Origin of the sequence: uncultured Apibacter sp., assembly GCF_946479295.1 — a bacterium.
Lineage (GTDB): Bacteria > Bacteroidota > Bacteroidia > Flavobacteriales > Weeksellaceae > Apibacter.
Map to the genome: position 1 here is coordinate 1 of NZ_CAMLFD010000012.1, position 14191 is coordinate 14191.

10 protein-coding genes are annotated in these 14191 nt (G+C 28.8%); 3 read left to right on the top strand and 7 right to left on the bottom strand.

Features of this window, described 5'->3' with window-relative positions; all coding sequences use genetic code 11:
* Window positions 1-421: 421 nt before the first annotated feature.
* The gene (locus Q0T35_RS08055; protein ID WP_295842195.1) at window positions 422-1825 is read left to right on the top strand and encodes an anion permease; all 1404 of its coding nucleotides are present in this window, start codon (window positions 422-424) and stop codon (window positions 1823-1825) included.
* A 50-nt stretch (window positions 1826-1875) separates the two neighbouring features.
* Here Q0T35_RS08055 and Q0T35_RS08060 read toward each other — a convergent pair whose 3' ends face one another.
* On the bottom strand, window positions 1876-4026 hold the full coding sequence (locus Q0T35_RS08060) for a S46 family peptidase (RefSeq protein WP_295842202.1): 2151 nt from the start codon (window positions 4024-4026) through the stop codon (window positions 1876-1878).
* Between the two features lie 179 nt (window positions 4027-4205).
* On the opposite strand from Q0T35_RS08060, the gene Q0T35_RS08065 reads away from it, so the two are divergent.
* Window positions 4206-6431 carry a RelA/SpoT family protein gene (locus Q0T35_RS08065; protein ID WP_295811182.1) on the top strand — a complete coding sequence of 742 codons (2226 nt, stop codon included), beginning with the start codon at window positions 4206-4208 and terminating at the stop codon, window positions 6429-6431.
* Window positions 6432-6676: 245 nt separating this feature from the next.
* On the opposite strand, the gene Q0T35_RS08070 is transcribed toward Q0T35_RS08065, so the two are convergent.
* Together Q0T35_RS08070 and Q0T35_RS08075 are read right to left on the bottom strand one after the other, a co-directional pair.
* Window positions 6677-7558 (bottom strand): PPK2 family polyphosphate kinase, encoded by an 882-nt coding sequence (locus Q0T35_RS08070; RefSeq protein ID WP_295842211.1) that lies wholly within the window; start codon window positions 7556-7558, stop codon window positions 6677-6679.
* A gap of 283 nt (window positions 7559-7841) precedes the next feature.
* Window positions 7842-8666 (bottom strand): SAM-dependent chlorinase/fluorinase, encoded by an 825-nt coding sequence (locus Q0T35_RS08075; RefSeq protein ID WP_293918512.1) that lies wholly within the window; start codon window positions 8664-8666, stop codon window positions 7842-7844.
* 66 nt (window positions 8667-8732) lie between these two features.
* On the opposite strand from Q0T35_RS08075, the gene Q0T35_RS08080 reads away from it, so the two are divergent.
* The gene (locus tag Q0T35_RS08080) at window positions 8733-9674 is read left to right on the top strand and encodes a PhoH family protein (RefSeq protein WP_295842219.1); all 942 of its coding nucleotides are present in this window, start codon (window positions 8733-8735) and stop codon (window positions 9672-9674) included.
* A gap of 229 nt (window positions 9675-9903) precedes the next feature.
* On the opposite strand, the gene cmk is transcribed toward Q0T35_RS08080, so the two are convergent.
* The 4 genes from cmk to dapF all read right to left on the bottom strand — a co-directional run bounded on the left by cmk (window position 9904) and on the right by dapF (window position 14136).
* Complete coding sequence (cmk, locus tag Q0T35_RS08085) at window positions 9904-10602, bottom strand: (d)CMP kinase (RefSeq protein ID WP_295811176.1); 699 nt, start codon at window positions 10600-10602, stop codon at window positions 9904-9906.
* 4 nt (window positions 10603-10606) lie between these two features.
* Complete coding sequence (gene porQ / locus Q0T35_RS08090; RefSeq protein WP_293918506.1) at window positions 10607-11614, bottom strand: type IX secretion system protein PorQ; 1008 nt, start codon at window positions 11612-11614, stop codon at window positions 10607-10609.
* A gap of 91 nt (window positions 11615-11705) precedes the next feature.
* Window positions 11706-13097: an arginine decarboxylase gene (locus Q0T35_RS08095; RefSeq protein ID WP_293918504.1), complete on the bottom strand. Its 1392-nt coding sequence runs from the start codon at window positions 13095-13097 to the stop codon at window positions 11706-11708.
* A 175-nt stretch (window positions 13098-13272) separates the two neighbouring features.
* The gene (gene dapF, locus Q0T35_RS08100) at window positions 13273-14136 is read right to left on the bottom strand and encodes a diaminopimelate epimerase (RefSeq protein WP_295842226.1); all 864 of its coding nucleotides are present in this window, start codon (window positions 14134-14136) and stop codon (window positions 13273-13275) included.
* Between the last annotated feature and the right edge of the window lie 55 nt (window positions 14137-14191).

The window sequence follows — 14191 nt, forward strand, 5'->3', positions numbered from 1 at the left end:
CCCTATTTACTTAACATACACTAAAATCTTAAACCTATTGGGGATAACCTTGTTTATTTGTCTTCTAATTATATTTCTTTATTTATTAATAATAAACTTCATTCAATTCTTAAAATAACTCCGATTTTAATTTTTATTTATAAATAATTATTTATAAGACTTTTATAATTTTAATTGATAAATTTAATAAAATGTTATACTTTATATTCATTAATTATTGATAATACTGAATAAATTTTATGAATTATTTCATATTGTAAATAAATAAAATAAATAATAACTTGAAAAAGAAAAAAATGAGTTTAAACGTTATGATATATTTTTTACTTATTATATATTTCTTTCAAGAGTTGGATTATATCGTCTTTTTAAGATAGAATTTATTTATAAAAGAAAAGTGAAACAAATTAAAAAATAAATTATGAATAGAAATATATCAAAGTTTTTATTGGTTATTTTAGTTGGTGTTATACTTTGGTTTATACCTGTTCCTATAGGTGTTGATCCAAAAGCATGGCATTTGGCATCAGTATTTATTTCAACTGTATTAGGGTTAATTTTATCTCCATTTCCATTAGGAGCAATGGCTATATTTAGTATGACAACTGTTGTTGCATTAGACTTAATACCTATTAAAAGTGCTCTAACAGGTTTTGGTGATAAAACAATTTGGATGATTGCTTGTGCTTTTTTCATTTCTAGGGGGTTTATAAAAACAGGTTTTGGAAGAAGAGTTGGTTATCTCTTTATAAGTAAATTAGGAAACAATTCTTTAGGTTTATCCTATGGGCTTGTAATGACTGATTTAATTTTTGCTCCTGCCATGCCTTCAACATCTGCTCGATGTGGAGGAATCATTACCCCTTTGTTTCTTTCTATTTCAGATGCCTATGATTCAACTCCTGAAAAGGGAACTCAAAATAAAATTGGAGCATTTTTAGTACAATGTATTTTCCAATGTAATGCTATTACTTGCGCTATGTTTTTGACATCAATGGCAGGTAATCCAATGATTGCAAAATTTGCTGAAAATATGGGATATAAAATTTCATGGACTGATTGGGCTCTGGCTGCCATTGTTCCAGGTTTATTGTCATTACTTGTAATTCCTTATATTTTGTATAAATTTTTTCCTCCGGAATTAAAACATACTCCTGAAATGAAAGCATTAGCAAAGGAAAAATTAAAAGAAATGGGAAGTATGACTAGAAAGGAGTGGATTGTATTAGGAGTGTTTGCTTATTTAGTGACTTTTTGGGTTTTAGGTTCATTACTTGAAATAGATGCAACATTTACCGCTTTTGTAGGACTATGTATTTTATTATTAACACGTGCACTTGAATGGAATGATGTGATTAGTGAAAAAGAAGCATGGCATACAATAATTTGGTTTGCCATTTTAATGACTTTAGCATCTCAATTAAATACCTTAGGTTTTATTCCTTGGTTTGGTAAATATGTTGCCCAATCTGTTAAAGATTTATCTTGGTTGCCTATGTTATTCATACTTTTATTAGTATATTATTATGTTCATTATCTAATGGCAAGTGCTATAGCTCATATTAGTGCAATGTACGTAATATTTGTATCAATTTCTATAGCTGCAGGGGCTCCACCGATGTTAGCTATACTATTATTTGCTTTTTTCAGTAATCTTAATATGTCCATTACTCATTATTCCAGTGGACCGGCTCCTATTTTATTTGGTTGCGGATTTGTTCCTTTAGCAAAGTGGTGGAAAATAGGATTTTTTATGAGTCTTGTTATTCTCTCTATTTGGTTAATTGTCGGAACAGCTTGGTGGAAAGTTATTGGATTGTTTTAAATCATATTTCTATTAAAAAAGGTTTTCAATTATTGAAAACCTTTTTTAATTTATTTAATTATTTTCATTTCATTTATTAAACGATTGGCTCCAGCAAATTTGTCAATTATAAATAATATATATCTAATATCAACCATTATGTTTCTGCAAATACTTGAATTGTAATTTATATCACTCATAGTACCTTCCCAAACTCTATCAAAATTGAGACCTACTAAATTTCCCTGTGAATCTAAAGCCGGACTTCCTGAATTTCCTCCTGTCGTATGATTTGTAGCAATATAATTTACAATCATGTCCTCTTTTTGTGAATAGGGACCATAATTTTTCTCATTATATAAAGTCATTAGTTTATTAGGAAGATCAAATTCATAGTCATTAGGAACATATTTTTCAATGACTCCACTTAATGTTGTAAATGGTTTATAATATATACCGTCTTTTGGTGAATATCCGTCAATTTTACCATAGGTTACTCTTAATGTTGAGTTAGCATCAGGAAAGAATTTTTTATTAGGAAAAGCTTTAAGTTGTGCTTTCATGTAGTTTCTTTGGAGACTGTCAAGTTTCTTTTCATATTCATTAAGATAAGGTGAAATTTTATTTTTATACATTTCAATATAAGGACTGATAAAACTAATCAAAGCGTCTTCTTTTAATTTGTTTTTTATAATTTGTTGAGTATTAGTAGAAAGAATTGATCGTAAATCTCCTTTCGAGCCGGTTATATAGGAATTATTCCATAAATTATTTAATAAAACTTCACAAGAAGAAATCTTTTCGTAATCCTCATGACCTGCAATTTGAAATCTTGGTTCAATGTTCATACTGTACATCGATAACATTTTTGCAGATACTTTTTTGTCTAATTCAGAATCATAATTTTTATAGATTTTGTTTAAATTTTTGATTATTTTATCTTTATTTTTTTCAAAATTTCGATTGTCACTATTCAAAAGATTTGATAGTAATGAAGCTATACGAAAAGTTTCTGAATTATAATAAAACACCTCATTGAAATAAGTAGATGCTTTTATAAATGAATTACTAGTTTTGTATATCTCATCCATTGAAGTTAATATAGCTAGGTTTTTATTTTTTTCATCATCAGATGCATTTGTCTGTTTTAATAATTTAGTTTCATAGTCTTTCTTTTTTTGAATGGCATGGGTATTTATTAATCCTTGATTTTCACCGATCCATTTCTTCCATCCATTTGCAATAGAAGCATATTTAGAAGCGTATTTAATCTTTATTTCTTTGTTTTCACGCATATTTTGATCTAAAATCTTCAATGTTTCATTTCGTAAAGAAATCCTAGAAGGATTTATTACCTCAATTATCTGTTCAATGGCGGATGATGGTAAATATTCCTGAGTTTTTCCGGGAAAACCATATACAAATGAAAAATCATTTTCCTTTTTTTCTTTAATTGAAATGGGTAAGTAATATTTAGGTTTGTAGGGAACATTATCTTTTGAATATTTAGCCGGATGATTATTTTTATCAGCATAAATTCTAAAGATTGAAAAATCTCCGGTATGTCTAGGCCACATCCAATTATCAGTATCTGATCCATATTTTCCAATAGAGGAAGGAGGAGTGCCTACTAAACGTATATCTTCATAAGTTTCTGTTACAAAGGCATAATATTGGTTTCCATTATAAAAAGGCAGTATATCTATTTCTTGATATATTTCTTTTGTCAAAGCAGAAAGCGTTTTATCAATATTATCTTGAATTAATTGATTTCTTTGTTCTTCTGAGAAATTATCATCTAAACCTTTTAAAATCTGTGAAGTCACTTCTTTAATATCAACAATAAAAGTAGCCTTTAATCCTTCATTTGGTTTTTCTTCTTCAAAATTAGAGGCCCAAAATCCGTTAGTTAACAAGTCATTGTTTACCGTAGAGTGGGATTGAATATAATAATAGCCACAATGATGATTAGTAAGTAAAAGCCCCTTAGGTGAAATAACTTCAGAAGTACAACCTCTTCCGAAATGTGCTATTGCATCTTTTATGCTTGGATTTGATGTATTAAATAGTTGTTTTGCGGAAATTTTCATTCCCATTTCCTTCATTTCTTTTTCATTAAGTTGATTAGGTAACCACATACCACCTCCTGTTTGAGCATTTATTTGTAAGGAAATGGTTAATAAACAAAAGAATAAGATAGATTTGAACGTAGATTTTTTCATATATTTTTTTCATTAGTGTTCGAAATATAAATTTATAAATAATATAATAATATAAAAATATCAAAAAGCATATTTAATAGAAAAATTAATTAGCTTTGTATTGATATTAATTAAGTTTATAAATACATAATCTGCGATTAAAATTATGTTTACAATTCAATAATCTGTTTATTAAGGACATGGATGAAATTGGTTTTAAAAAAGAAGAAGAAGAAATAGTCAAGCGCTATAAAGATATGCTTCGCAACACGTACAGAGACTTAACCAATGATGATAAATCTTTGATAAGAAAAGCATTTGATGTTGCAAAAGAAGCTCATAAAGATCAAAGGAGAAAAACAGGTGAGCCTTATATCTATCATCCGTTAGCAGTAGCAAAAATAGTTGCGGATGAAATAGGGTTAGGAGCAACAAGTATAGCGTGTGCGCTATTGCATGATGTAGTCGAAGATACCCAATATACTATTGAAGATATCAGTAAATTATTTAACCCTAAAGTAGCCAAAATTATAGATGGTCTTACTAAAATTTCCAATATAGATCATCAAAACCTTTCTTTACAATCGGAGAACTATCGAAAGTTATTATTGACATTATCTGAAGATGTACGGGTTATTTTAATTAAAATAGCAGACAGACTTCATAATATGAGAACTTTAGATAGTATGAAAAGTTCCAAGCAGAAGAAAATTGCTGCCGAAACCACTTATCTATATGCTCCTCTTGCTCATAGAATGGGGTTATATACTATTAAGTCGGAACTTGAAGATTTAAGCTTAAAATATACTGATCCAGATTCTTATTTACTAATTGTTAAAAAATTAGAAGAAACAGAAAAAGATCGACAAAGATATATTGAAGAGTTTTCAAGAATTATGGAAGATAGCCTAAAAGCGGAAGGTTTAAACTTTTCGATTAAAGGAAGACATAAGTCAGTTTTTTCAATTTATAAAAAAATGAAAAAACAAGATGTATCCTTTGAGGAAGTATTCGACTTATTTGCTATAAGGATCATATATAGATCTGATTACAAAAATGAAAAATTTTTAGCTTGGAAGATTTATTCAATCGTTACAGATAAATTTATGCCCAACCCAAGTAGAATGCGTGATTGGATTACTACACCTAGATCAACAGGGTATGAAAGTTTACATGTAACAGTTATTGGTCCGGAGTCTAAATGGGTAGAAGTGCAAATACGTTCCGAGAGAATGGACGAACTGGCTGAAAAAGGAATTGCTGCTCATTATAAATACAAAGAAGGTTATAAAGGTAGAGAAGATAATCAGATCGAAAATTGGATTTCTCAAGTAAGAGAGATGTTGGAAAGTTTAGGAACAGCTTCTACCAAAGAGTTGCTGGATGATTTTAAATTAAATTTATATACTAAAGATATTTTTGTATTTACGCCAAAAGGGGATTTAAAAGTCTTATCAGTCGGTGCCACTGCCTTAGATTTTGCCTATTCTGTTCACTCTGGAATAGGTGATCATTGTTTAGGGGCTAAAGTAAATAATAAGTTGGTTCCTCTAAGCTATAAGCTATCAAATGGAGACCAAGTAGAAATAATAACATCAAATGTTCAGAAACCTAAAGCCGATTGGCTGGATTTTGTAGCTACCTCAAAAGCGAAAGCCAGAATTAAAGCAGCTTTAAATTCAGAGAAAAGAAAATATACTGATGAAGGAAAGGAGTTATTAATCCGTAAGTTGAGACATCTTAAAATTAATTTTTCTGAATCGGAGCTTAATTCAATTCAAAAGTTTTTTGGAGCTAAGACAAGTCATGATGTATTTTATCAGGTAGCAACTGGAGAAATTGATAGTAAAGCCCTAAAAAAATATAGAGACAGTAAAGGGGTTTTGAATAATTTATTATCCAAATTGAGAAAAAAGACTTCTTTAATAGCCGAAAAAAACTTTTTGGAATCCGATGAAGAAGAAAATTATGATATGATTGTTTTTGGGGATGATGAAAAAAAGCTAGATTACCAATTAGCCCCCTGTTGTAATCCTATTCCGGGGGATAATATTTTTGGTTTTGTAACTATTAATAGTGGAATCAAGGTTCATAAAGAAGATTGTCCTAATGCAATTGATATGAGAGCTAATTATGATTATAGAGTAATTCCTGCAAAATGGGTGAATAGCGCAAGTAGAGATTTTCTAATTGAAGTTGCTTTGCAAGGAATAGATAGAACAGGTATTTTTAATAATATTACCACTTTGATATCTAATAAATTTAAAGTTGATATAAAAAATATAAATATTAATTCAGAAGATGGAATATTCTATGGGAATTTAATTTTGTTCGTGAAAAATACAACACAATTAGAGCAAATAATTCATGAATTACATAATATTGAGGGAATCACAAATGTGAAAAGAGCTGAGAAAAAAAAATAATTGTCAATATTCTTTTAAGCAATTACTTTTTTTTGAGAATTGTAAATCATTCAATTTAATCATATTTCTGAGTATATGTTATATCTTTATTTATTTAATATTATAATAACTTTTAAGAATATATTTAATACCCTTATAAACTCTTTAATTAAGAAAAAACAAAATTGTTTCTACTTAAGCTTATCAAATTTTAATTTGATAAGCTAAAAATTCATATATAAGATTATAATTTAATGAATTTAATCTTATTCATTCAATAAGTCTTTGTAGGCACTATTTAAAGCATGTTTTTCTTGCTTATTAACATCTGGAAATTTAGGATTCATATTTTTCAAGGTTTCATTGATAATATGAGCCATAACTAATTGTCCATATGATTTATAATCAAATGGGATAATAAACCAAGGACACTCTTTGGTTGAAGTTTTCTCAAAAGCTAGAGCAAAGGCTTTCTGATAATCATCCCAAAATTTACGTTCTTTTAGATCTGAAGAAGAAAATTTCCAATTTTTTTCTTTATTCTCAATTCTTTTAATAAATCTTTTCTTCTGCTCTTCTTTGCTTATATTAAGGAAAAATTTAATGATACGAGTTCCATTATTATACATACGTTTTTCAAAATTTTTAATCTCTTCATATCTTCTTTCGAAAAATTCATCATTTATATCCTTAATACTTTTTATATATGGTAATTTTTCATTTAAGATAAATTCGGGATGTACTTTGCAAACTAAAACGTTTTCATAGTGAGAACGGTTAAAAATAACGATTTGTCCTCTTTCAGGCATTTTAAGTGCGTGCCTCCACAAATAATCATGTTCATATTCTATGGAAGAAGGTGTTTTAAATGAAAACACATTTACTCCTTGTGGATTTACTCCTGTCATAATAGCTCTTATGGAACTATCTTTTCCTGCTGCATCAATTCCTTGTAAAATAATTAATAAAGATTGCTTATTCTCAGCATTTAAAATATTTTGATAATTGTCTATTTGTTTAACAATATTACTCACCTTCTTTTTATTTTCTTTATTTTTTTGAAAATTTTTAGGGGCTATAGTGGTATAATTTTTTAGATTAATAGTATCTCCTTCTTTTACTTGAAATTCATCGATTGTAATTTCCATAATATTTTTAATTTTAATTAAATTTTTATAAGTTTATCCGGTTTTAAAATAAAGAACTATTTTACCAAGTAAATCATAATAAATTTTAAAGTTTATATTCTATTGTCTGGATGAGAAAATATTATACCAAAGTATATTCTAATTATATTTTTTTATTATGTTGGAATTATATTTCTAAAGAAAGTTTGTTAATAAGAAACAACAAATATTTAAGTTTCCAGCTAATATGATTATAAAAGAATGGATTTAATTATAAGTAAATCTTAGAAGTGAGGCGTTAAAATCAGTCAAAAACTACACGTATATTAGTTCCTATATAAAGTCCCATTAGAGAACTGGCTCCTCCTACCGTTCTTAAATTACTTTTATACATTGAAATTTGCAAATATCCGGATGAATTAAATATAGCAAAGGCTTTTCCGTGAAATTTATTTTCGTCCGGATCATTACCTAATATATCCGTATATTTAGATTTAATTTCTGTGAATTGCACATTTCTTGCAAAAATGATGAAATTCTTTTTTTTACCAAATTGGTGAAATTTTTCTTTGGAAATGTTTGTAATGGCATTTCCGAAGTTATCGACATGAATAACCATTCCCGTAATTGAATTATCTTCACTCTTTTCAACCGGTTTTGGTTGGGTTAGTTCTTTATAAGTATTGATTTTTCTTCCAATCAATTCTATTTTGCCTCCTCTGGCAAGATGACAAGCCACCGGTATAAAAAGATCTTTAGTTAAAAAATGAAAATCGTCATACTTATTAATGGTTATTTCATATACTTGGTCGGGGATGTATTCTTCAGCAATAAGAGAAAGAATCCCATTATCATTACATATAAAAAAATGTCCGTTTATTTCTGCGGCTAACGATTTTACAAAAGGTGAAGGTAAAGCATCAACACCTATTACATGAATGGTACCTTTAGGAAAATTTTTGTATGAATTTTGTATAATATAGGCCGTTTGAATGAGGTCAAAAGGCATAATCTGATGAGAAATATCAACAATAATGACGTCCGATATTTGGCTGTATATCGAGCCTTTAAGAGCTGCTACATGGTAGTCATCTAAACCAAAATCGGTAGTAAGTGTTATTATTCCCATTTTTTATTAAACTACACAAAGTTATTGCTTATTTTTGTTATGTAAAATTAAAAAATATCTTAAAATTTGAATCAAATACGAATTACCTTAGATGGTGTAGATTTAAAAATATTCTATGGTGAATATAATCAAAACTTTAATTTATTAATCAATCATTTTCCGAAATTAAAAATTATAGGGAGGGATAGAGTTTTAACGGTATCTGGCAATGATGACGATTTAAACTTGTTTAATCATAAGATTCGAGAAATTGTGGAATATATAAACAGGTATAATAAATTAAATGATATAGCTATAGAAGGAATTCTTAGGAATAGTGAAAATAATAAAGAAATACATATTCAATCCGATGATGTTATAGTTCATGGAATAGGAGGGAAGTTAATAAGGGCAAAAACGGAAAACCTCAAAAAATTGGTAAAATCCGTAGAAAGCAATGATATGGTTTTCGCGATTGGACCGGCGGGTACAGGGAAAACTTATACGAGTGTAGCATTGGCTGTAAAAGCATTGAAAGATAAACAAGTAAAAAGAATTGTTTTAACTCGACCTGCAGTTGAAGCGGGTGAAAGTTTAGGCTTTTTACCTGGAGATCTAAAAGATAAATTAGATCCTTATCTTCAACCTTTATATGATGCTCTAAGAGATATGATCAGCCATGAAAAGTTAGCTTCTTATATAGAAAAAGGTGTTGTTCAAATTGCTCCTTTGGCTTTTATGAGAGGACGTACATTGGATGAAGCATTTGTTATTTTAGATGAAGCACAAAATACAACACATTTACAAATGAAAATGTTTCTAACACGTATGGGAGCTAATGCTAAATTTATAATTACAGGTGATCCTGGGCAAATAGATTTGCCAAAACATCAGAAATCCGGATTAAAAGAGGCAGTTCATATTTTGAAAAAGGTAAAGGGGATAGGATTTATACAATTAACTGAAATAGATGTTGTAAGACATAAGCTTGTGAGAAAGATTTTAGAAGCTTATCATGAACAAAAATAAATTTTAATTGATCAATTTTAATAACTAGCCTAATTTCATGGCTAAAGGGAATTTAGTATTTTTTATATTTTAATATGTAAAATTATAAAAATAGTAGAAGGAATTAAAAGTTTATTATTACTAAATAAATAGCTAAGTAATAAACTAACTAACCTATGTGCATTATATGCGCATTAATAAATATGTAATCCAGTATTATTAAAAATTATAAATATTGTTAAGATAAAGGTTATAAACCTAATTTTTCTTTGACAATAGTTTGTATCTTAGTATAGGTTTCTTCTTTATTCATATTTGTATTGTCAATAAGAATAGCATCCGGAGCTTGAATAAGTGGAGATACTGATCTATTTTTATCGATATTATCTCTTTGTATCAGATTTTCTTGTACTTCTTGTAATGAAATGTTTTTGTTTAGTTTTTTAAAGTCAATGAACCTGCGTTTAGCTCTTTCTTCTACACTGGCAGTAATAAAGAATTTTAAATCAGCATTTGGAAATACGACAGTGCCAATATCTCTTCCATCCATTACGATACCCCCATTTTTTCCTATATTTCTTTGTTGTTTTACTAAATATTTTCTTACTTCAGGAATTTTAGCTACCAAAGAAACTTGTTCAGATATATCAAAATCACGAATTCTACTTTCTACATTTTTGCCGTTAAGATAAATATCATTACTATTATTTTCAGTATTTTGTTTAAAATCAATATGTATATCAGATAAATGAGAGACTAAATCTACACTATCAATAATATTATTTTCACAAAAATTTTCTATGCCATATAATGTTGTAGCTCTATACATAGCACCTGTATCAATATGAATCCATCCAAATTCTTTAGCAAGCATTTTTGCGTAGGAACTTTTTCCCGTAGAGGAATAGCCGTCAATAGCTATTATCGGATGTAAATTTTTGTTTTTCATGTTATTACCAGTCATATCGAGGGGCAAACAAATTATCCAGATCAATACGTAATCCAAAGGTATTAGTATTTCCGGCAGCATTATATCGCCCCCAAGCATAATCAAAGCGAAAATATGAAATTTTCACTCCAAAACCAAGGGTTAATCCTGCAAAGGATCTTTGATCTTCAATTGATAACTCATTACCTCTTTTAAAATTATATCCGACGCGAACGTTAAATCCTGATTCTGGAAAAAATTCTGCTCCCATTGATACATGATCAATGACTTTCCTTGCTTCGCTAATTTTTTTACCGCTCTTATTAGTTGGGGAAGAAATATCAAATTTTTGGAGATCGTGCAATGTAAGAGTAAATTCAACAGGTAATTTTTCAAATCTTTGAGAAAAACCTAAATTTGCTTGTATTGGTAATTTTTCTCTTTTGTCATTATAATACGTTAATTGCCCTCCAAAATTTCTTACCACTGCGGAAATGGTTGTGTAATAATCAATATCATGAAAAACAATTCCTAGGTCAGCTAAAATAGCGGATGAGGTGTAACTTTCAATTTTGCTGGTAACATAAGATAGGTTTCCGCCTACGGTAAAAAAATCGCATATTTCGTATCCATAGCCCAAAGTTACAGCAGCATCTTTTGCAGTAAATTTACCGGTAACGGTTCCAACTTCATCGGCGGCTTTAAAATCGCCATAGTCCACATACCTTCCATGTAAGGAAAAATAATGATTACTTTCTTTAGGGTTGTATACATAGGATATAGCTCCTAATTTAACGTCTGCAAGGTAGGAGGAATAGTTAATTCCTGCTTGATTATGCATTTTTTTATTCATCATAGCAGGATTAAACATTGCCATATTCGGATCATTATCCCAAGACGAATTGGCATTACCACCTAAAGCCGATTGACGAGCGGATACAGTCATATTCATAAAAGTATATATTTCTTGACCTGTTTGAGAATAGGCAATCGTATATAAACTAATGAATATAATTAGTATTAATTTATGCATTAGATATCTTATAGAAATATTACAAAAAAGTATATTTGATTACTGGTTGTAAGTATAAACTGTAATTTTTCTAATTTATTGTAAAAATTTATTAATATCCTAAAAGATCTAATATCTGCTTATAATTTTGTTCCTCTCTAAATACTTCGTATGTAAAATCTCCATCTTTATTTTTATTAATTAAAATGTGTTTGGGCTGAGGAACCAGACAATGGTGCACGCCACCGAATCCGCTTATTGCCTCCTGGTAGGCACCAGTATTGAAAAAACCGATATATAATGGCTTTTCTTCACTATAAATGGGAAGATAAATAGCATTTACGTGTTGTTCAGAATTATAGTAATCATCGCTGTCACAGGTTAATCCTCCTAAAAAAACGCGTTCGTAGGAATCATCCCAACGATTGATAGGCAACATAGTAAAACGACGAGATATAGCCCATGAATCAGGTAGAGTAGTCATAAATGAGCTATCTATCATATTCCATTTTTCACGATCGTTTTGTCTTTTTTGACTTAAAATTTTATAAACAATACCACCGCTTTCTCCAACTGTAAAAGATCCGAACTCGGTATATAAAGTCGGTTCTTCAACTCCTTCCTCTTCGCAGAATTTCTTTATCTGATAAGTGATTTCATTTACCATATAATAATAGTCATAATCAAAATTTAATGAATTTTTTATAGGAAATCCTCCTCCGATATTTAAAGAATCTACTTCTGGAGCAATTTTTTTCAATCGAGCATATACTCGTAAACATTTATATAGCTCATTCCAATAATAAGAAGTATCTTTTATCCCTGTATTAATGAAAAAATGCAACATTTTTAATCTTGCAAAAGGATGGTTCTGAATTTTTTGAGCATAAAAGGGTACGATATCTTTATATCCTATACCTAATCGGGAAGTATAAAATTCAAATTTAGGTTCTTCTTCTGAAGCGATACGGATTCCGATATTGAAATTTGTATCAATACTATCGGAAAGTCGATCAATTTCTCTAAAGTTATCTAAAACAGGTAAAATATTGGAGAAACCACCGTTAATCATTTCAGAAATTATTTTTAAATATTCATCGGTTTTAAATCCATTACAAACTACCTCGATACTTTTATCAACAACCCCTTTATCGTAAAGCCTACGGATGATTTCCATGTCATTTGAAAAAGAGGTCTCCAAACTTATTTTGTTTTTTAAAGCTTCTTGTACCACGAATGAAAAATGACTTGACTTAGTGCAATAACAGTATCGGTATTCATTATTGTAATTGTTCTCTTTGAAAGCCTTTTTGAACCATCTTTTCGTTTGTTGAATATTTTGGGATATTTTTGGTAGATAATTAAATTTAAAAGGCGTTCCAAATTTTTCAATTACTTCCATTAAAGGAATGTCATGAAATAATAAATTTCCGTTGTCAACCTTAAATTCGGGCTGAGGAAAGTCAAATGTTTGTTGAATTAAATCGTGATATTTTATTTTCATTTTAAATATTGGAAAAAAATAAGTGTACAAATATCATTAATTTTAATAGTTAATAAATGTTTTTTTATAAAAAATTAATAATTTTTCCCTAAAAATTTTAGATTTAAAAAAAAATTAACAATTCTACAAAATTATTTATAAAAAAATTAATAATTAATGTATGTATTTAAGTCATCTATAAAAGACTGGAAACAAGTTCTTCATGTAACGTTCCTTCACATATTTGTCTTACTTCTCCTGTCATTCTTATATCCCAAGTATCGTTGATTTCAATTTTAAGTTCTCCACCTGGCATTTTTACTGTTACTTTGTTATTTATTAATTCTTTTTTACGTAAAACGCTAGCTACCGCACAAGAAGAACTTCCTGATGCTAATGTAAATCCTGCTCCTCTTTCCCAAATTAATATTTGAATTTCATCTCGACTTATAATTTTTGCAAACTGTACGTTGATTCGATTAGGAAATTTAGAATAATTTTCAATTTTAGGACCGTATTTCTTTATTTCTCTAACGTCTAACTCGTCTTTTATAATTACACAATGCGGATTTCCAACAGATACACAATTGATTACAAATTTTTTATCTTCAATAAGAATAATTTCATCTTGCACTTCTTCACTATCAAATGAAGTAGGAATTTGTTTGGATGAAAAAATAGCTTTTCCCATGTCAACAGTTATTAATGAAGCCCTATCGTGTATGGTTTCTTGTATATTTGCACGTACTTTTCCTCCTTTGGTTTCTACTGTAAATTCTCTGTGTGGTATAATTTTATAATCGTATATATATTTACAGAAAATTCTAAGGCCGTTTCCGCTTTTTTCTGCTTCTGAACCATCCGGATTGAAGATTTTCAAACCGATATCCGCACTATCGGAATTTGTTTTAATCAATATACCATCGGAACCGATTCCAAAGTTTACATTACAAATTTTCTGAATGGCTTTTTGGGTTAATGGAAAAGTTATATTTTTTTCATCAATTATTATATATTCATTTCCTAAGCCTTGAGATTTTATAAAAAAATTTTTCTCCATATCAACGGATTTTTAATTAGTAAAGGATAGTATAATTAAGTATAAATATAAAATT

Excerpts from the sequence above, each read along its gene's own strand:
- Q0T35_RS08070 (WP_295842211.1), bottom strand. The coding sequence starts at position 7,558 with ATGGAAATTACAATCGATGAATTTCAAGTAAAAGAAGGAGATACTATT.
- Q0T35_RS08065 (WP_295811182.1), top strand. The coding sequence starts at position 4,206 with ATGGATGAAATTGGTTTTAAAAAAGAAGAAGAAGAAATAGTCAAGCGC.
- Q0T35_RS08095 (WP_293918504.1), bottom strand. The coding sequence starts at position 13,097 with ATGAAAATAAAATATCACGATTTAATTCAACAAACATTTGACTTTCCT.
- Q0T35_RS08055 (WP_295842195.1), top strand. The coding sequence starts at position 422 with ATGAATAGAAATATATCAAAGTTTTTATTGGTTATTTTAGTTGGTGTT.
- Q0T35_RS08075 (WP_293918512.1), bottom strand. The coding sequence starts at position 8,666 with ATGGGAATAATAACACTTACTACCGATTTTGGTTTAGATGACTACCAT.
- Q0T35_RS08060 (WP_295842202.1), bottom strand. The coding sequence starts at position 4,026 with ATGAAAAAATCTACGTTCAAATCTATCTTATTCTTTTGTTTATTAACC.
- cmk (WP_295811176.1), bottom strand. The coding sequence starts at position 10,602 with ATGAAAAACAAAAATTTACATCCGATAATAGCTATTGACGGCTATTCC.
- porQ (WP_293918506.1), bottom strand. The coding sequence starts at position 11,614 with ATGCATAAATTAATACTAATTATATTCATTAGTTTATATACGATTGCC.
- dapF (WP_295842226.1), bottom strand. The coding sequence starts at position 14,136 with ATGGAGAAAAATTTTTTTATAAAATCTCAAGGCTTAGGAAATGAATAT.